Consider the following 17,385-nt stretch of genomic DNA (forward strand, 5'->3'; position numbering starts at 1 on the left):
CCGTTATTTAGGTAACGGCCGCCTATGGTTCCGCTCTTACAGCGGCTCACTTTTGAACAGCGCAAAAGTAAGCAAAACGCTCTTGCCCCACCACTCGGCACCTCGCTCAGGCTCGGTGTGCCCTCTCTCCGGTACTACTCCGCGGGCCGCCGCGACGGGGCGTCCCTGCCCCGTCGCGGCTAAACCGGCGTCCTGCCGGTTTACCCGCTCCGTACTACCTGCGTTCGGCCAGCGTGGTTTAACGGGGCGCCTAAGATCAAGATCAAAAGCAGATCAACAGCACAGCGGCCTACAGGCCGGCTTGAGTGGTGTGAAGCAAAAGCAAGATCAAAATCAAAATCTACAGCGGGCACGGTCCAACTGTAGGAGCTGGCTTGCCTGCGATGGCCTCGCCTCGGTGTACCTGAAAAACCGAGGTGTCTGCATCGCAGGCAAGCCAGCTCCCACAGAAAAGCAGAGCCGCAGCAGTTTCAGCTTTGGCTTTCGCTTTGGCTTTTGATCTGGCTTCTACCACTCAAGCCGGCCTGTAGGCCGCTGTGCTCTTGCTTTTGATCTTGATCTGGCTCTGACTGCCCCAATAAGCCCGAGGCCGAACGCAGGGATTGAGGAGCGGGTAAACCGGCAGGACGCCGGTTTAGCCGCGACGGGGCAGGGACGCCCCGTCGCGGCGGCCCGCGGAGCAATGCCGGAGTGAGGGAACACCGAGCCTGAGCGAGGTGCCGACAGGCGGGGCAGAGCCCTTTGGTTACTTTGGGGCTTTTCCAAAGTGACCCGCTGTAAGAGCGGAACCAATAGCGGCCGTTACCGCAACAACGGATATGTACTCAATCACCCCGGACTCACCACCCCCTCCTCCCGAGCCTTGCGCTTATTCTTGATGCCGTAGCAAACCCACATAAACACCACCCACACCGGAATCGCATACACCGACACCTGAATCCCCGGAATCAGCAGCATCACGCCAAGAATAAACACCACAAACGCCAGGCAAATGTAATTCCCATACGGGTACCAAAGCGCTTTGAACAACGGCACCTGCCCCGTCCGATCCATATGCTGCCTGAACTTGAAATGCGAAAAACTGATCATCGCCCAGTTAATCACCAGGGTCGCCACCACCAGCGACATCAACAGCTCCAGCGCATGCTGGGGAATCAGATAATTCATCAACACCGCCACCAGCGTAATCGCCGCCGACGCCAGGATCGACCGCACCGGCACCCCGCGCTTGTCGATCTTCGCCAACACCCGAGGCGCATCACCCTGCTCGGCCATCCCCAACAACATGCGACTGTTGCAGTAGGTGCCACTGTTGTAGACCGACAACGCCGCCGTCAGCACCACAAAGTTGAGAATGTGCGCCGCCGTGTTACTGCCCAGCATTGAAAACACCTGCACAAACGGGCTGCCGCTGTAGGCGTCACCGGAAGCATTCAGGGTTTCCAGCAAGCTGTCCCAAGGCGTCAACGACAACAACACCACCAACGCGCCAATGTAGAAAATCAGAATCCGGTAGATCACCTGGTTGATCGCCTTCGGAATCACCGTACGCGGCTGGTCCGCCTCAGCCGCAGTAAACCCGAGCATCTCCAGGCCGCCAAACGAGAACATGATGATCGCCATGGCCATCACCAGACCACCGACGCCGTGGGGAAAGAAACCGCCGTGTTCCCACAGGTTGGTCACCGAGGCTTGCGGCCCGCCGGTGCCGCTCACCAGCAGGTAGCTGCCCAGGGCGATCATGCCGACGATGGCGACCACCTTGATGATCGCAAACCAGAACTCGGCCTCGCCGAAGACTTTGACGTTGGACAGGTTGATCACATTGATCAGCACGAAAAAGGCCGCTGCCGACACCCAGGTCGGGATCTCGGGCCACCAGTAGTGCACGTATTTACCGACGGCCGTCAGCTCCGACATGCCCACCAGGATGTACAAAATCCAGCAGTTCCAGCCCGACAGGAAGCCGGCGAAACCGCCCCAATACTTGTGGGCAAAGTGGCTGAAGGAACCGGCCACCGGCTCTTCGACGATCATTTCGCCCAGCTGACGCATGATCATGAAGGCGATAAAGCCGCAGATGGCGTAGCCGAGGATCATCGACGGCCCGGCGGATTTCAGCACGCCGGCCGAGCCCAGGAACAGCCCGGTGCCAATCGCGCCACCGAGGGCGATCAGTTGAATATGGCGATTTTTCAGGCCGCGCTTCAGTTCGCCTGAATGCGAGTTGGCTTCACTCATGGAAAGGGTCTCACGCAAGGTTTGAGGGTGCTCATGGAGGGGTGCTGCTTTGGTAACGGGCTACAGCAGCGCCGATCAAACCTCGGTCCAGCATTTTTTCTTACGGTCATACGTCACCTGTTGTTTTTATCTGTGACGAAATCGAACCCGACGGGCTTGTGGCCAGGCGGAATGAACAAGGCGGATAGCCCTGAAAAAGTGGGATCACAGTAAAACGCGGCGCATTGTACACCGCCAAACCTGTCTGGGCTGACAGGATGCGGTGCGGCAGATAGGAGGGACATTAGGAAAATTCTTTCAGATAACGAGAAGTTGACGAAAGGACCATTCCTACAAAACGACGCAACCAACTCGCTGTTTCATCGACATAAACCAAAACGCCAGCAAAACAGAATAAAAAATCCAAATGAAACCATGTCAATAAAAATTTTGCATTCCCAAACACACTCTTCTAGGTTCATCCACTTGCCCAGCGCAGCCCGCTGGCATGTTCGTTCTCAAACAACGTCATCTAGGAGATTCACCATGCAAGCACTGGAAAATGACCTGGAAACCGAACTGCAACTCGACGATTGGTTTGAAGCGCCGACCCACGAGGCCGCCGTTGAAATGATGCAAGCCGATGCCGTCGTGCCGTTCGGCACCGCGATGTGGCCTTTCTAATCTGATCAGGCACCCCGGCAGGTGCGGGACGCCGCACCTGCCACTGCTCCTACCGAAGGCTTTGAAGGAAGGACGTCATGGACAAGGCCCGCGCCGTCGAACATTTTCTGTATTACCTCGCCCATCACCCGGCCCTCGCCGGCCTGCACCGCCCCACCATTTTGCTTGGCCATACCGAACGCTACGACGCCATCGCCCAGTCGATCATCCAGGGCAGCGCCGCGCGTTTCGACTTCCAGGTACAGCGCCTGGACCAGGCCCCCAGCGAAGCGCTGGCCAAGGCCATCGAAGACTGCGACCTGTACATGTTTCTCTACGATTCCTCGACCTTGCCCAACCCACGCGCCGAAGGCCCGGACTTTATCCGCGCACTGCAGGGCGTGATGGCTGAGCACTGGAAAAAGTCCCTGCTGCTCAAGGACTATGGCGATTACTTCTACGACACCTTCAGCGTCGCCCCCCAGCGAATCGCCGACCTCAACGCCACGTTGATCCGGCGCATGTCCCAGGCCAGCGTGCTGAGCTTCACCGACCAGCATGGCTCGCGCCTTGAAGCGCCCATGAGCAGCATCAAGAAATGGACCAATATCAACGGCGTCGGCAACCACGACCTGGCCCCCGGCGAGATCGCGACCCACAGCGAGGCCATCAACGGCCAGGTGCGGTTTGTCGGCACCTTCCTCAGCACCATCCCCTTTGCGCGTAAATACGGCGTACTGCAATCACCGCTGGAACTGTGGATCGAGAACTCGACCATCTGCACCGTCGCCAGCGAAGTGCCGGGGCTGGCGGACGACTTCAACAAATACCTGAATGCCAACCCGTCCAACCGCCGGGTGGAGGAACTGGGCATCGGCACCAATGAAGGCGTGAAGGACTTGTATGCGCGCAATGCCGGCTTTGAAGAGCGCCACTGCGGGCTGCATCTGGGCCTGGGTGGCGGGCAGAAAGGCAGTCATCATCTGGACCTGATCTTCGCCAGCGGCGTGTTGGCGCTGGATGACAAGCCGGTGTTTGATGGGGCCTTCATGTTCTGACACGGCCGTCAAAACAAATGGAGATCAAAATGTGGGAGCCGGCTTGCCTGCGATGCGGGCAACTCGATCCACCGGCAATACCGAGGTGATGCCATCGCAGGCAAGCCAGCTCCCACAGGAAAGCAGGTTTGCTGTGTAGAGTGCACGCCAAATCCAGACCCAAAAAAACGCCAACCCGAGGGTTGGCGTTTTTATGCAGCGCTTAACGACTCACTGCGGCTTCTTGCGACCAAAACCTGGGCGCTGGCCGGAACCGGCCGGTGCACCACGACGCTTGCCCGATGGCGCGTCATCGACCAGTTTCAAGCCCGGGCGCTTTTTCGGCGCTGGCTTGGCCGGGCGTTTGGTGCTGGCGCTGTCGTCGGAACGGCCGGTAGCCGGAGCACCACGGCCAGACTCGCCACGGTTACCGCGACCGCCGGCCGGAGCATCACCACCACGACCAGCCGGGCGCGGCGCGCGCGGAGCACGTTCGCCATCCTGACGAGCCGGTGCCGAAGGACGACGCTCGCCTTCGATGTGCGGCTCGCGGGAGATGCGACCGCCAGTGGCCGGGGCATCCAGCGCAGGACGCAAGGTGCGGGCAACACGGTCGGTACGCGCAACAGGGCGCGACGATTTACGCTGCATACGCTCAAGCTTGTCTTTGCTCTTGGCGTTCATCTGCGGCATGGCTACCGGCGTCAGGCCGACTTCAGCACTCAGGATGTCGACTTCGTACTGGCTCATTTCGCGCCAACGGCCCATCGGCAGGTCGGAGTTGAGGAACACCGGGCCGAAACGCACGCGCTTCAGGCGGCTGACCACCAAGCCCTGGGATTCCCACAGGCGACGGACTTCACGGTTACGGCCTTCCATCACCACGCAGTGGTACCAATGGTTGAAGCCTTCGCCGCCCGGAGCCTGCTTGATGTCGGTGAACTTGGCCGGGCCGTCTTCCAGCACGACGCCGGCTTTGAGGCGCTCGATCATTTCGTCATCGACTTCACCACGTACACGTACCGCGTATTCACGGTCCATCTCGTAGGAAGGGTGCATCAGGCGGTTGGCCAGCTCACCGTCGGTGGTGAACATCAGCAAGCCGGTGGTGTTGATGTCGAGACGACCGATGTTGATCCAGCGGCCTTCTTTAGGGCGCGGCATCTTGTCGAATACGGTGGGACGGCCTTCCGGGTCGTCACGGGTGCAGATTTCGCCATCGGGCTTGTTGTACATGATGACGCGGCGCACCGATTCGGCGGCCTCTTCACGCTTGATGACCTTGCCATCAATGGTGATGGCATCGTGCAGGTCGACGCGCTGGCCAAGGGTGGCTTCAACGCCGTTGACCTTGATGCGCTTCTGGGTGATCCAGGCTTCTACGTCGCGGCGCGAGCCTACGCCGATACGGGCGAGGACTTTCTGCAGTTTTTCACCTGCGGGGCCGATTTCCTGGCTGTCGTTCTGGTCTTGGTCACTCATCTTAAGCACCTCCCGGTGTGTCGATTCAGGCTTGGCCTGAAGATAGTAAAAGCTGGGCTGTTGGCGAACGCATCGCCAAAGGGTCGCGAATCATACGCTCATGGCGCGCGTTGCGCATCAGAGACTAGTCGATAAGTGCAGGTTCATTTGCCTTTCCGCCGACCGGTGGCCCCCAGTGCCAGCAGGCGCAACTCGGCTTCGGCGAGCACCGTGCGCTTGTCGACCTTGTCGAGTTTCTTCCACGCACGGATCTCGCGCTTGCTGCGGCCACAGCCCACGCAGATGTCGGCGTTGAACTTGCAGAGGCTGATGCAGGGGTCTTTGGTGGAGCTCATTTGAGTTCTCCTTGCTGGCGACAATCCAAATGCGGGAGCGGGCTTGCTCGCGAATTCAGTGTGTCAGTCGCCGGAGGCATGGCTGACCCACCCCATTCGCGAGCAAGCCCGCTCCCACATTTTGTTCTGCGTCAGTCTTCGAATTGGCGGCGTTCGTTTTCGATGGCTTCGGCCAGGGCGCGGGCTTCGTCTTCTTCGTCGCTCAGCGGCGGTTGTTCGAGCGCCGCGACGGCGGCCAGGAGTTTGGCACGGGCTTCGGCGACGCCGAGAATGTCTTCTTCGGGTTCCGGCTCCGGTTCATCTTCGACCGGCGGCTCAACCTCAACGTTCAGTTGCAGCACGGGCTCCGGCTCCCCATCGCTGACCGCACCATCACGCAGCAAATCGTCGAAGTCGGTCTTAATGCCCTGTTCCATATCGTCCAGTTCCAGCAACAGTGTATGGAAACTGGTTTCGTCCTTCGGCTCTTCCGGCTCGGCGCTGGCGTCGGCCAGCTCCTGCAAACCGGCGGGCACGGGCGCATCGTCGAAGTCCAGAACCGGGTCCGGCTCCATCTCCCGCAGTTCGGCCAAAGGCGGCAAATCGTCGAGGTTTTTCAGGTTGAAGTGGTCGAGGAACACCTTGGTGGTGGCAAACATCGCCGGCTTGCCGGGCACGTCGCGATAGCCAACGATGCGAATCCACTCCCGCTCCAGCAACGTCTTGACGATATGGCTGTTGACCGCCACACCCCGCACGTCTTCGATCTCGCCCCGGGTGATCGGCTGGCGATAGGCGATCAGCGCCATGGTCTCCAGCATCGCCCGGGAATAGCGCTGCGGGCGCTCTTCCCACAGGCGGCCGACCCACGGCGAGAACTTCTCACGGATTTGCAGGCGATAACCCGAGGCCACTTCCCGCAGCTCAAACGCACGGCCATCGCAGGACTTGCGCAGAATCTCCAGGGCCTTCTTGAACACCGGCGGCTCAGGGCGCTCGGCTTCTTCAAACAGCTCGAACAGGCGTTCCAAAGATTGCGGCTTGCCCGAGGCCAGGAGAAAGGCTTCCAGCAGCGGGGCCAGTTCGCGGGGTTCAGTCAAATTCATCGATTCAGCTCTTTATTCGGCTCGCGCCCGCACGTGGATAGCCGCAAAAGGCTCATTCTGGACCAGCTCGACCAAGGATTCCTTGACCAGTTCGAGGATCGCCATAAAAGTCACCACGACCCCCAGGCGCCCTTCTTCTTTGGTAAACAGCTCTACGAACGGCACAAACCCGCCGCCCTTGAGGCGGTCCAGCACATCGCTCATGCGCTCACGGGTGGACAGCGCCTCGCGGCTGACCTGGTGGCTTTCAAACATGTCGCCACGGCGCAGGACTTCGGCCATGGACATCAGCAATTCTTCCAGGCTCACGTCCGGCAACAGCTTGCGCGCCCGGGCTTCCGGGGCGTCGAGCTTGGGAACCACCACATCGCGGCCCACCCGGCTCAAACCGTCAATGCCCTCGGCGGCGGCCTTGAAGCGTTCGTATTCCTGCAGGCGACGGATCAGTTCGGCGCGCGGGTCGTCCTCTTCCGCCTCGATGGTTTCCGAGCGCGGCAGCAGCATGCGTGACTTGATCTCCGCGAGCATCGCGGCCATCACCAGGTATTCGGCGGCCAGTTCCAGGCGTACCGTCTGCATCAACTCGACATAGCCCATGTACTGGCGGGTGATTTCCGCCACCGGGATGTCGAGGATGTTGATGTTCTGCTTGCGGATCAGGTACAGCAGCAAGTCCAGCGGGCCTTCGAAGGCTTCGAGGAAGACTTCCAGAGCGTCCGGCGGAATGTACAGGTCCAGCGGCATTTCCATGACCGCCTGGCCGTAGACCATGGCAAATGGCAGTTCCTGCTGGGCGCCCGCCTGGCTGTCGACGGTTTCCACGGCCGACATTCAGGCCTCGACCATGAACGGTGCCGGGTCGCCGCAACCCACGCGCACCACTTCCGGTTCGCCGTCGGCCAGGTTGATCACGGTGGAAGCCTTGTTGCCGCCGTAGCCGCCGTCGATGATCAGGTCGACGTGTTTTTCCAGCAGCCGGCGCATTTCGTAAGGGTCGTACAACGGCTCCTCTTCGCCCGGCAGGATCAGCGACACGCTCATCAGCGGCTCACCGAGTTCGGCCAGCAATGCCAGGGCGATCGGGTGTTCCGGCACCCGCAAACCGATGGTGCGCTTCTTCGGGTGCAGCAGCAGGCGCGGCACTTCCCGGGTGGCGTTGAGAATAAAGGTGTAGGGCCCCGGCGTGTGGGCCTTGAGCAGGCGGAAGGTGCCGGTGTCGACCTTGGCGAACAGCCCCAGTTGGGACAGGTCGCTGCAAATCAGCGCGAAGTTGTGGTTCTTGTCCAGGTCACGCAGGCGTCTTACGCGCTCGACCGCATTCTTGTCGCCGATCTGGCAACCAATCGCGTAGGAGGAGTCCGTGGGGTAGATCACCACGCCACCGGCACGGATGATCTCCACGGCCTGTTTGATCAGGCGCGCCTGCGGGTTTTCCGGATGAATCTGGAAGAATTGACTCACGTGTTCTACCTGTTCAGACGGTGGCAATAATGGGGTCATGTTTGAAGCGACACCAAAGGGGCGGCAAATCTTCCGGGACGGCACGGTACTCGCCAATCTCGGACCAGCCGCCAGGGCCATGAAAATCACTGCCGGCGCTGACCAGCAGACCAAATTCGCGGGCAAGAATCGCCAGGCTGCCGACCTGTTCGGCGGGTTGATGCCCGTTGACCACTTCGATTGCGTGGCCGCCCGCTTGAATATAGTCGCCAATCAGCTTGCGGCGCTTGCTGCGGGTGAAATCGTAATGCCAGGGATGCGCCAGGCTGACCCACGCGCCTGCTGCCCGCAGTGTGCCAACGGTGTCTTCCAGGGTCGGCCAGTGCTGCTTGACGTCTCCCAGCTTGCCGGCGCCCAGCCATTTGCGGAACGCTTCGGCGCGATCCTTTACAAAACCTTCACGCACCATCCAGTCGGCAAAGTGCGGGCGGGCCGGGGCGTTGCCGCTGTCGCCCAGTTCCTGCTGGATGGCGCGGGCGCCTTCCAGGCCGTTGGGCATGCCTTTCAAGGCCAGCTTGCGACTTATTTCTTCGGACCGCAGCCAGCGGCCATCGTGCAATTGGGCGATGGCCGCAACCAGCGGCGGCGCGTTGACGTCGAAACCGTAGCCCAGGACGTGAATGGTTGCGCCACCCCAGGTGCAGGACAATTCAACCCCGTTGACCAGTTGCATACCCAGCGCATTCGCGGTCTCGCGGGCCTCTGCCAGGCCTTCGAGGGTGTCGTGGTCGGTCAACGACAGGACTCGCACGCCTTTTTCAAACGCACGCGCAACCAGGACCGCGGGCGCCAGGGCGCCGTCGGAGGCTGTGCTATGGCAGTGCAAATCAACATTCACGGGAGTGTGTAACCTCAAGTCAGCTGGCGCTTTCGCTACCAAGGATGTTTGTTATTATGCCGCCACATCCAGCTTCTGGCTCTTACTGTGAAACAATTCATCGACTTCATCCCGCTGTTGCTGTTTTTCATCGTTTACAAAATCGACCCTCGCTCAATCGATATTGCCGGCCACGAGCTGACAGTCGGTGGCATCTACAGTGCCACCGCCGTGCTGATCATCAGCTCCGTGGTGGTCTACGGCGCGCTCTTCATCTCCCAGCGCAAGCTGGAAAAAAGCCAATGGCTGACCCTGATCGCCTGCCTCGTCTTCGGCAGCCTGACCCTGGCCTTCCACAGCGAAACTTTCCTTAAATGGAAAGCCCCGGTGGTCAACTGGCTGTTCGCCCTGGCCTTTATCGGCAGCCACTTCATCGGTGACCGCCTGCTGATCAAGCGGATCATGGGCCACGCGCTGAGCTTGCCGGACCCGGTCTGGGTTCGCCTGAACATCGCCTGGATCGTGTTTTTCCTGTTCTGCGGCGCCGCCAACCTGTTCGTCGCCTTTACCTTCCAGAGCTACTGGGTGGACTTCAAGGTCTTCGGCAGCCTGGGCATGACCGTGCTGTTCCTGGTCGGCCAGGGTATCTACCTGTCGCGCCACCTGCATGACACCGACCCTACCACGCCGAAAACCGAGGACTGACATGCTCTACGCAATCATTTCCACCGACGTCGCCAATTCCCTGGAAAAACGCCTGAGCGTGCGCCCGGCGCACCTGGAGCGCCTGAAACAGCTGCAAGCCGAAGGCCGCCTCGTGTTGGCCGGCCCGCACCCGGCGGTCGACAGCAATGACCCGGGAGACGCCGGTTTTACCGGCAGCCTGGTGGTTGTCGAGTTCGCCTCCCTGGCGGCGGCACAAGCCTGGGCCGACGCTGATCCGTATGTGGCGGCCGGCGTGTACGCCCAAGTGCTGGTCAAACCGTTCAAACAAGTCCTGCCTTGATTCGTTGTGCGCTGAACCAATTGGCTTCGGCGCACTCCTAAACGCTCATTATTCCCGGTAACCTGCCGACAACGTTCTGAATATTCGTGTGGAATCAGGAGTTCCGATGCGCTTACGTCAGTTGTGTCTGTTGGCAGTGTTAATGATCGGGGCTACGGCCCACGCTGAAGAAACCTCGAACACCGGCAGCTCTACGCCCCTGTCCTTGAGTGCCGGCAGCCAGATCACCGATTTGCAGCAACGTTTGAAAGAAAGCGAACGGCAGCGGGAAGAACTGAGCAAGCAATTGCAAAGTGCTGACGCCACCCGGGAAAGTACCCAACTGAGTAAACTGCGCCAGGAGAACCAACGCCTGGCCCAGCAACTCAAAGAAGCACAGGGCAGTGCCTTGCCACGCTGGCTTACCGAACAGCAGCAATGGTTCGTGACCGGTGGAGCAGTCGCGCTGATCGCCCTGTTGTGCGGGATCTTCGCCAGTGGCGGGCACCGGCGCCGTCGACAATGGCTAAATTGAGTGAGTCATGAGCGAGCTGTTACTGATAGATGATGACCAGGAGCTCTGTGAGCTGCTGACCAGTTGGTTGAGCCAGGAAGGTTTCCAGGTGCGCGCCTGCCATGACGGCATGAGCGCCCGCAAGGCATTGGCCGAAGCCGCCCCGGCGGCGGTGGTGCTCGACGTGATGCTGCCCGATGGCAGCGGCCTTGAGCTGCTCAAGCAATTGCGCAGCGACCACCCGGAGTTGCCGGTGCTGATGCTCTCGGCCCGCGGCGAACCGCTGGACCGGATTCTCGGCCTGGAACTGGGCGCCGACGATTACCTGGCCAAGCCCTGCGACCCTCGCGAACTGACTGCCCGGCTGCGCGCCGTGCTGCGTCGCAGCCACCCGGCTGCCGTGTCCACCCAGCTTGAGCTGGGCGACCTGTGTTTTAGCCCGGTGCGTGGCGTGGTCACTATCGATGAACAGGAATTTGCCCTGACCGTCTCCGAAAGCCGCCTGCTGGAAGCCTTGCTGCGCCAGCCGGGGGAGCCACTGGACAAACAGGAACTGGCGCAAATCGCCCTGGGCCGCAAGCTGACGTTGTATGACCGCAGCCTGGACATGCACGTCAGCAACCTGCGCAAGAAGATCGGCCCGCACCCGGATGGCAGGCCACGGATCGTGGCGCTGCGTAGCCGCGGCTATTACTACAGCCTTTAACACCCATTTTTGTAGGAGCCCGGCTTGCCGGCGATGGCGTCAGAAAGCGAGACGTAAGATCCGATAACGCCATCGCCGGCAAGCCGGACTCCTACAAGGATGGCGTGAGTTTTGTCAGCCCCGCCCAAAATCCTCTTTACCCAAGCTTTACCCTCCCCTGACTGCCGCTGACCTTGTTCTCCGTAATCTACTCACATCCGGACTCACCGGAATAGAGACAGGAGAATCACCATGCGCAAGACCCTTATCGCTCTGATGTTCGCTGCCGCCCTGCCAACCGTTGCCATGGCCGCTGCACCTGAAGGCCCAGGCCCGATGGGCGGCCCGGAAGGCCACATGATGGGCGGCCCAGGCCACGGCGGCGAACACGGCATGCGGGGCAAAGGTGGCCCTTTCAGCCAGCTTGATCTGACCCATGAACAACGCCAGCAGATCGGCAAATTGATGGGCCAGCAATGGCACGCTCGCAAAGAGCTGGTCAAGAAGTACCTGGATAAACTCCCGGCCGCTGACCAGAAAGCCATGCAAGACGAAATGGCCGCCGGCAAACAGAAAACCCAGGCCGATATCCGTGCCGTGCTGAAACCCGATCAACAGAAGAAATTCGACGAGATCGTGAAGAAACAAGCCGAGCGCCGCGCCGAGTGGAAGGAATTCCAGGCCTGGAAAGCCCAGCAGCCGCAAAAAGCGCAATAATGATCTAGCTTCACTCCCACAGCCCAGTGGCCACCGCCGCTGGGCTTTTCCTGTTTGAGGATTTCTTGTGCGTTCATTGTTCTGGCGCGTCCTTGCCAGCTTCTGGCTGGCCATCGCCCTGGTTGCCGGGTTGTCGATCCTGCTGGGGCATATGCTCAACCAGGATGCGTGGATTCTCAGCCGCCACCCCGGGCTCAATAACCTCGCGCAGGAATGGACGCAGCTCTATGAGGCTCAGGGCGAGGACGCCGCCCAGGACTTGCTGCAACAGCGCAAACGCCAGTACCACATCGACGTGCAAGTGCTTAACGAAAGCGGCGAGCCCGTGGTGCGCGGCACGTTCCCGCGCCGGGCCGCCGCCCTCGAAGCCCGGCAAAACGACAGTCAGGACCGCCACCTGCCCTGGCGCCGCCTGACCGCCGAATACACCAGCGAAAAAACCGGCGACACCTACCTGCTGATCTACCGCATCCCTCACCCGGAGCTGGACGCCTGGCACCGCAGCAGTCTGCTCTGGCCGTTGAGTGCCCTGGCGATCGCGCTGGTGGTGCTGACACTGTTCAGCCTGCTGGTGACGCTGTCTATCACCCGCCCCCTCAGCCGCCTGCGCGGCGCGGTGCACGACCTGGGCCAGACCACCTACCAGCAAAACAGCCTGGCGCGACTGGCCAACCGTCGCGACGAATTCGGCGTGCTCGCCACCGACTTCAACCGCATGGGCGCCCGCCTGCAAAGCCTGATCGGCAGCCAGCGCCAATTGCTGCGGGACGTGTCCCACGAACTGCGCTCGCCCCTGGCCCGCCTGCGAATCGCCCTGGCCCTGGCAGAACGGGCCACGCCCGAGGCACGGGAGAAACTCTGGCCCCGCCTGACCCGTGAATGCGACCGCCTGGAAGCACTGATCAGCGAAATCCTGGTACTCGCCCGGGTGGACGCCGACAACGCCAGCGCCGAAGACATCGACCTCAATCCGTTGCTCAGGACCCTGCAAAAAGACGCGCTGCTCGGTGCACCGGACCAGCCCGTGCAGCTCGATGCCGAGGCCGGGCTGCACCTCAAGGGCTGGCCGACCATGATCGAACGCGCGGTGGACAACCTGCTGCGCAATGCCCAACGCTTCAACCCGCCCGGCCAACCGATTGAAATGGACGCCAAACGCCAGGGCGAACGCATTGTGATCAGCGTGCGCGACCACGGCCCCGGCGTAGACGCCGAACACCTGAGCCAGTTGGGCGAGCCGTTTTACCGGGCCCCGGGGCAAACCGCCCAAGGCCACGGCCTGGGCCTGGCCATTGCCCGGCGCGCGGCGGAGCGCCATGGCGGCAGCCTGATCCTGGCCAATCATCCCGATGGCGGCTTTATCGCCAGCGTGGATTTGCCGCTGGAACCCGGGGTTGTCATTCAACCCTGATGATCTTCTATGATGGCCCTTCTCATAAGGAGGGCCTTTGATGACTGATCTGCTCACTCCCATCCAGGAAGCACTCGACTTACCCGTCACCGCGCTGGCCTTCACCGAGGCCGGCGCCCTGCCCTCGACCTTTGCCGTCACCGAACTGGCCAGCGCCAGCATCGGCGCAGCCGGCCAAGCGGTTGCCCAGTTGCTGTTGCAGCAAACCGGGCGCTTGTCCTCGGTGACCGTCGATCGACGCCTCGCCTCATTCTGGTTCTCCTCGTCCCTGCGTCCCGACGGCTGGGCCACACCGCCGCTGTGGGACCCGATTGCCGGCGACTACGCCTGCGCCGATGGCTGGATTCGCCTGCACACCAATGCGCCGCACCATCGCGCCGCCGCCGAGCGCGTACTCGGGCAGGCCGCTGACCGTGACGCAATGGCCGCGAAGGTTGCGCAATGGAACGCTGCCGAGCTGGAACAAGCGATTGTCGAGGCGAACGGCTGTGCCGCGCAGATGCGCTCGTGGCAAGACTGGCAAGCTCATCCTCAAGGGTTGGCGGTCAATCAGGAACCGTTGGTTCATCGCCAGACCTTTGCAACCCTCAGCGACAAACCCTGGCTGGGCTCGGTGGCGCGGCCACTGGCGGGCATCAAGGTGCTGGACCTGACCCGCGTGTTGGCCGGCCCTACCGCCAGCCGATTTCTCGCCGGGCTTGGGGCCAACGTACTGCGCATCGACGCCCCGGACTGGAACGAACCGGGCGTGGTACCGGAAATGACCCTGGGCAAACGCTGCGCCCGCCTGGACCTGAAAAACCCCGACGACCGCAGCATCTTCGAGCGCCTGCTCAAGGACACTGACATCCTGCTGCACGGCTACCGCGCCGATGCCCTGGAGCAATTGGGCTACGGTGAGGCTGCGCTGCAAGCCCTGGCGCCCGGCCTGATCGACGCCAGCCTCAATGCCTATGGCTGGAGCGGCCCGTGGCGCAATCGCCGGGGCTTCGACAGCCTGGTGCAAATGAGCACCGGAATTGCCGAGGCTGGCCGGCAGTGGAAAAAGGCCGACAAACCCGTGCCACTACCGTTGCAGGCGCTGGACCACGCCACCGGGTATTTAATGGCAGCCAGTGCGATCCAGGCATTGAGTGAGCGATTGAAATCCGGGCGCGGCGGGTCGGCGCTGCTGTCATTGGCGCGCACGGCAAAGCTGGTGGTGGACGCCGGACACGCTCAGGAACAACCGCCCTTGCGAGCCGAAGAGCCGGGTGATCAGGGCCTGGTGGTCGAGCAGACCGCCTGGGGACCGGCCCATCGGTTACTGCCCCCGGTGACCCTCAGCGGCACACCGTTGCAGTGGGATTTGCCCGCAGTTGAATTGGGTTCACATCGCCCTCAATGGTGACCGAAGATCCTGTGGCGAGGGAGCTTGCTCCCGCTGGACTGCGCAGCAGGCCCCTGCCTTTAGGTCAATGGGGCCGCTTCGCGCCCCAGCGGGAGCTTGCTCCCTCGCCACAGGTACGCAGAATCAATCTGCCCGGCTTAATGATGTCCACAAATGCTGCGCCGCGTACGCCCGGAGCGGTCGCCAGGCTTCAGCCCGTGCCAGCAACTGGCGCGGGCTCACCGGCCCGCCTTCCAGCGCGGCCAACGCATTGATCAACCCGATATCGCCCGAAGCAAACGCATCCTGCTCGCGCATCTGGCGCATGGCGATGTACTGGGCCGTCCAGTCACCAATCCCCGGCAATGCCACCAGCCGCGCCACGCTCTCCTTCAAGCTCGCTTTCGGCTGGAAGATATGGGGGTCATCCAGCAACGCCTGGGCCACACCCGACAAGGTCCGCCCGCGGCTTTTCGGCATGCCCAGGCTCGCCAGGTCCGCCGCCGCCAACACCTCGGCGTCGGGAAACACATGGGTCACGCCGGCATGGGGTGTCACCAACGGCGTGCCGTATTGCGCCACCAACTTGCCTGCCAATTTGATTGCCGCCACTACGGTGATCTGCTGGCCCAGTACCGCCCGAATCGCCAACTCCAACCCGTCCCAGGTTCCCGGCACACGCAGGCCGGGCCGCGCCGCCACCAACCGTGCCATCAAGGGATCCGTCGCCAGTTGCCGCTGGATCAGCTGCGGGTCAGCCGCCAGGTCAAACATATCGCGCAACCGCCGCTCAATCTCAGGCAACGCGTTCGGGTCGGGAAAACCCACCGTTACCTCAAGCCACTCCCCCGTGCCGGGCGTTACACTGAGCCAGCCATACTGACCGCCGACACTGATACTGCGCGAGTACACGCCGCCGTCCACTGTCTCCAACCCGCTGATCGCACGGGCCGACAGAAAACCCAGCATCGCCGCCCAGTCATAGGGCGCCTGATACCCCAGTTGAATCCTCACAACGACAACACCCCGCTGTACAACCCATACGCCGCCAGGCTCGCCCCGGCGATCACGCAGGCGAAAATGCCTTTTTCCAGGTGGGTAAACAAGGGCTGGCCCTGCTCACGCTTGGCCAGGGCAAACAGGATCACCCCCGGCGCATACAGCAGCGCCGACAACAGCAGGTATTTCAAACCACCGGCGTAAAGCAGCCACACCGCGTAAGCCAGGGCAATCAGGCTCACCAGCAAGTCCTTCATGCGTTCGCCGTGGGCGCCTTCGTAGGTTTCGCCGCGTCCGCTCAACAACACCGCATAAGCCGCCGACCACAGGTAAGGCACGAGGATCATCGACGACGCCAGGTAGATCAGGGTGGTGTAGGTGCTTTCCGAAAACAGCGTGATCACCAGGAACAACTGGATCATCACGTTGGTCAGCCACAGCGCATTGACGGGCACCTGGTTGACGTTTTCCTTCTTCAGGAACGCGGGCATGGTCTTGTCATGGGCGGTGGCATAGAGAATTTCAGCGCAGAGCAACGCCCACGACAGCAACGCCCCCAGCAGCGAAACCGCCAGCCCGATGCTGATCAACAACGCGCCCCAGGGCCCGACGATATGCTCCAGCACCCCGGCCAGGGACGGGTTTTGCAGGTTGGCCAATTCCGGCTGGCTCATGATCCCCAGCGACAGCAGGTTGACCAACACCAGCAGCGCCAGCACGCCCAGGAAACCGATCACCGTGGCCCGGCCCACGTCCGAGCGTTTCTCGGCTCGCGCCGAGTAGACGCTGGCGCCCTCGATGCCGATAAACACAAACACCGTGACCAGCATCATGTTGCGCACCTGGTCCACCACGCCACCGAAGTTCGGGTTGCTCAGGCCCCAGATGTCGCGGGTAAAGATATCGGCCTTGAACGCCACGGCGGCGATCACGATAAACATCACCAACGGCACGATCTTGGCCACGGTGGTGATCTGGTTGATGAACGCCGCCTCCTTGATCCCGCGCATCACCAGAAAATGCACGGCCCACAGCAGCACCGACGCGCAGGCGATCGCCACCGGGGTATTGCCCTGGCCGAACACCGGAAAAAAGTAACCGAGGGTACTAAATAGCAACACGAAGTAACCGACATTGCCCATCCAGGCGCTGATCCAGTAACCCCAGGCGGAGGAAAAGCCCATGTAGTCGCCAAACCCGGCCTTGGCGTAGGCGTATACGCCGGAATCCAGCTCGGGCTTGCGGTTGGCCAGGGTCTGGAACACGAACGCCAGGGTCAGCATGCCCACGGCGGTAATTGCCCAGCCAATCAATACCGCACCCACCTCGGCCCGCGCCGCCATGTTCTGCGGCAACGAGAAAATCCCGCCGCCGATCATCGAGCCCACCACCAAGGCGATCAAGGCATTGAGGCGCAGCTTTTCCGAGGGTTGGGACATGGACACTCCTGAAAAAAACAACAATCGAGCCAACAACTGTGCACTCAACTAATTTATTAAGCCGATCTAGCGTTTATTAGATATAGCTAATAAAGACGCAAGCTTCATAACTTAAAGGCATGACAAT

18 protein-coding genes are annotated in these 17,385 nt (G+C 61.5%); 9 read left to right on the forward strand and 9 right to left on the reverse strand.

The features are described 5' to 3' along the window. Positions 1-828 precede the first annotated feature (828 nt). Positions 829-2,241, reverse strand: a complete 1,413-nt coding sequence (locus HKK54_RS02890) for an amino acid permease (protein WP_169386107.1) — start codon at positions 2,239-2,241, stop codon at positions 829-831. A 525-nt stretch (positions 2,242-2,766) separates the two neighbouring features. Between HKK54_RS02890 and HKK54_RS02895 the strand changes: the two genes are divergently transcribed. Both HKK54_RS02895 and HKK54_RS02900 read left to right on the forward strand, forming a co-directional pair. Next, a complete protein-coding gene (locus HKK54_RS02895; protein ID WP_003175756.1) occupies positions 2,767-2,904 on the forward strand; it encodes a hypothetical protein in 138 nt (45 codons plus the stop codon). A 77-nt stretch (positions 2,905-2,981) separates the two neighbouring features. Next, on the forward strand, positions 2,982-3,941 hold the full coding sequence (locus HKK54_RS02900; protein ID WP_010169887.1) for a hypothetical protein: 960 nt from the start codon (positions 2,982-2,984) through the stop codon (positions 3,939-3,941). Between the two features lie 210 nt (positions 3,942-4,151). Here the strand turns inward: HKK54_RS02900 and rluB are convergent, their stop codons facing one another. From rluB to HKK54_RS02930, 6 genes are all read right to left on the reverse strand, one after another. After that, the gene (rluB, locus tag HKK54_RS02905) at positions 4,152-5,402 is read right to left on the reverse strand and encodes a 23S rRNA pseudouridine(2605) synthase RluB (protein WP_010169888.1); all 1,251 of its coding nucleotides are present in this window, start codon (positions 5,400-5,402) and stop codon (positions 4,152-4,154) included. Positions 5,403-5,545: 143 nt separating this feature from the next. Continuing rightward, positions 5,546-5,737 (reverse strand): DUF1289 domain-containing protein, encoded by a 192-nt coding sequence (locus HKK54_RS02910; RefSeq protein WP_169386108.1) that lies wholly within the window; start codon positions 5,735-5,737, stop codon positions 5,546-5,548. A 131-nt stretch (positions 5,738-5,868) separates the two neighbouring features. Next, the gene (gene scpB / locus HKK54_RS02915) at positions 5,869-6,822 is read right to left on the reverse strand and encodes an SMC-Scp complex subunit ScpB (protein WP_169386109.1); all 954 of its coding nucleotides are present in this window, start codon (positions 6,820-6,822) and stop codon (positions 5,869-5,871) included. A 12-nt stretch (positions 6,823-6,834) separates the two neighbouring features. Further along, positions 6,835-7,533, reverse strand: coding sequence for a segregation and condensation protein A (locus HKK54_RS02920; protein ID WP_173406103.1), 699 nt, complete (start codon positions 7,531-7,533; stop codon positions 6,835-6,837). A gap of 120 nt (positions 7,534-7,653) precedes the next feature. Further along, a complete protein-coding gene (locus HKK54_RS02925) occupies positions 7,654-8,283 on the reverse strand; it encodes an L-threonylcarbamoyladenylate synthase (RefSeq protein ID WP_003220075.1) in 630 nt (209 codons plus the stop codon). Positions 8,284-8,296: 13 nt separating this feature from the next. Further along, on the reverse strand, positions 8,297-9,160 hold the full coding sequence (locus HKK54_RS02930) for a PHP domain-containing protein (protein WP_010169890.1): 864 nt from the start codon (positions 9,158-9,160) through the stop codon (positions 8,297-8,299). Between the two features lie 87 nt (positions 9,161-9,247). On the opposite strand from HKK54_RS02930, the gene HKK54_RS02935 reads away from it, so the two are divergent. The 7 genes from HKK54_RS02935 to HKK54_RS02965 all read left to right on the forward strand — a co-directional run bounded on the left by HKK54_RS02935 (position 9,248) and on the right by HKK54_RS02965 (position 14,841). Then, the gene (locus HKK54_RS02935; RefSeq protein ID WP_010169891.1) at positions 9,248-9,844 is read left to right on the forward strand and encodes a septation protein A; all 597 of its coding nucleotides are present in this window, start codon (positions 9,248-9,250) and stop codon (positions 9,842-9,844) included. 1 nt (position 9,845) lies between these two features. After that, positions 9,846-10,145, forward strand: a complete 300-nt coding sequence (locus tag HKK54_RS02940) for a YciI family protein (RefSeq protein ID WP_010169892.1) — start codon at positions 9,846-9,848, stop codon at positions 10,143-10,145. 106 nt (positions 10,146-10,251) lie between these two features. Further along, positions 10,252-10,659 (forward strand): translation initiation factor 2, encoded by a 408-nt coding sequence (locus HKK54_RS02945; protein WP_010169893.1) that lies wholly within the window; start codon positions 10,252-10,254, stop codon positions 10,657-10,659. A 7-nt stretch (positions 10,660-10,666) separates the two neighbouring features. Beyond that, positions 10,667-11,344, forward strand: a complete 678-nt coding sequence (locus HKK54_RS02950) for a response regulator transcription factor (protein WP_169386110.1) — start codon at positions 10,667-10,669, stop codon at positions 11,342-11,344. A 231-nt stretch (positions 11,345-11,575) separates the two neighbouring features. Next, positions 11,576-12,040: a hypothetical protein gene (locus tag HKK54_RS02955; protein WP_010169894.1), complete on the forward strand. Its 465-nt coding sequence runs from the start codon at positions 11,576-11,578 to the stop codon at positions 12,038-12,040. Positions 12,041-12,107: 67 nt separating this feature from the next. Further along, positions 12,108-13,451 (forward strand): sensor histidine kinase, encoded by a 1,344-nt coding sequence (locus HKK54_RS02960; RefSeq protein ID WP_010169895.1) that lies wholly within the window; start codon positions 12,108-12,110, stop codon positions 13,449-13,451. 40 nt (positions 13,452-13,491) lie between these two features. Continuing rightward, positions 13,492-14,841: a CoA transferase gene (locus HKK54_RS02965; protein ID WP_169386111.1), complete on the forward strand. Its 1,350-nt coding sequence runs from the start codon at positions 13,492-13,494 to the stop codon at positions 14,839-14,841. Positions 14,842-14,964: 123 nt separating this feature from the next. Here HKK54_RS02965 and HKK54_RS02970 read toward each other — a convergent pair whose 3' ends face one another. Together HKK54_RS02970 and arcD are read right to left on the reverse strand one after the other, a co-directional pair. Continuing rightward, complete coding sequence (locus tag HKK54_RS02970; protein ID WP_169389238.1) at positions 14,965-15,828, reverse strand: DNA-3-methyladenine glycosylase family protein; 864 nt, start codon at positions 15,826-15,828, stop codon at positions 14,965-14,967. Positions 15,829-15,830: 2 nt separating this feature from the next. Continuing rightward, complete coding sequence (arcD, locus tag HKK54_RS02975) at positions 15,831-17,258, reverse strand: arginine-ornithine antiporter (protein WP_010169898.1); 1,428 nt, start codon at positions 17,256-17,258, stop codon at positions 15,831-15,833. Positions 17,259-17,385 lie beyond the last annotated feature (127 nt).

This window comes from Pseudomonas sp. ADAK13, from assembly GCF_012935715.1.
Lineage (GTDB): Bacteria > Pseudomonadota > Gammaproteobacteria > Pseudomonadales > Pseudomonadaceae > Aquipseudomonas.

What these genes read in the sequence shown, in the direction of transcription:
- HKK54_RS02890 (WP_169386107.1), bottom strand. Translation starts at nt 2,241, where the DNA reads ATGAGTGAAGCCAACTCGCATTCAGGCGAACTGAAGCGCGGCCTGAAA.
- HKK54_RS02895 (WP_003175756.1), top strand. Translation starts at nt 2,767, where the DNA reads ATGCAAGCACTGGAAAATGACCTGGAAACCGAACTGCAACTCGACGAT.
- HKK54_RS02900 (WP_010169887.1), top strand. Translation starts at nt 2,982, where the DNA reads ATGGACAAGGCCCGCGCCGTCGAACATTTTCTGTATTACCTCGCCCAT.
- rluB (WP_010169888.1), bottom strand. Translation starts at nt 5,402, where the DNA reads ATGAGTGACCAAGACCAGAACGACAGCCAGGAAATCGGCCCCGCAGGT.
- HKK54_RS02910 (WP_169386108.1), bottom strand. Translation starts at nt 5,737, where the DNA reads ATGAGCTCCACCAAAGACCCCTGCATCAGCCTCTGCAAGTTCAACGCC.
- scpB (WP_169386109.1), bottom strand. Translation starts at nt 6,822, where the DNA reads ATGAATTTGACTGAACCCCGCGAACTGGCCCCGCTGCTGGAAGCCTTT.
- HKK54_RS02940 (WP_010169892.1), top strand. Translation starts at nt 9,846, where the DNA reads ATGCTCTACGCAATCATTTCCACCGACGTCGCCAATTCCCTGGAAAAA.
- HKK54_RS02945 (WP_010169893.1), top strand. Translation starts at nt 10,252, where the DNA reads ATGCGCTTACGTCAGTTGTGTCTGTTGGCAGTGTTAATGATCGGGGCT.
- HKK54_RS02950 (WP_169386110.1), top strand. Translation starts at nt 10,667, where the DNA reads ATGAGCGAGCTGTTACTGATAGATGATGACCAGGAGCTCTGTGAGCTG.
- HKK54_RS02955 (WP_010169894.1), top strand. Translation starts at nt 11,576, where the DNA reads ATGCGCAAGACCCTTATCGCTCTGATGTTCGCTGCCGCCCTGCCAACC.
- HKK54_RS02965 (WP_169386111.1), top strand. Translation starts at nt 13,492, where the DNA reads ATGACTGATCTGCTCACTCCCATCCAGGAAGCACTCGACTTACCCGTC.
- arcD (WP_010169898.1), bottom strand. Translation starts at nt 17,258, where the DNA reads ATGTCCCAACCCTCGGAAAAGCTGCGCCTCAATGCCTTGATCGCCTTG.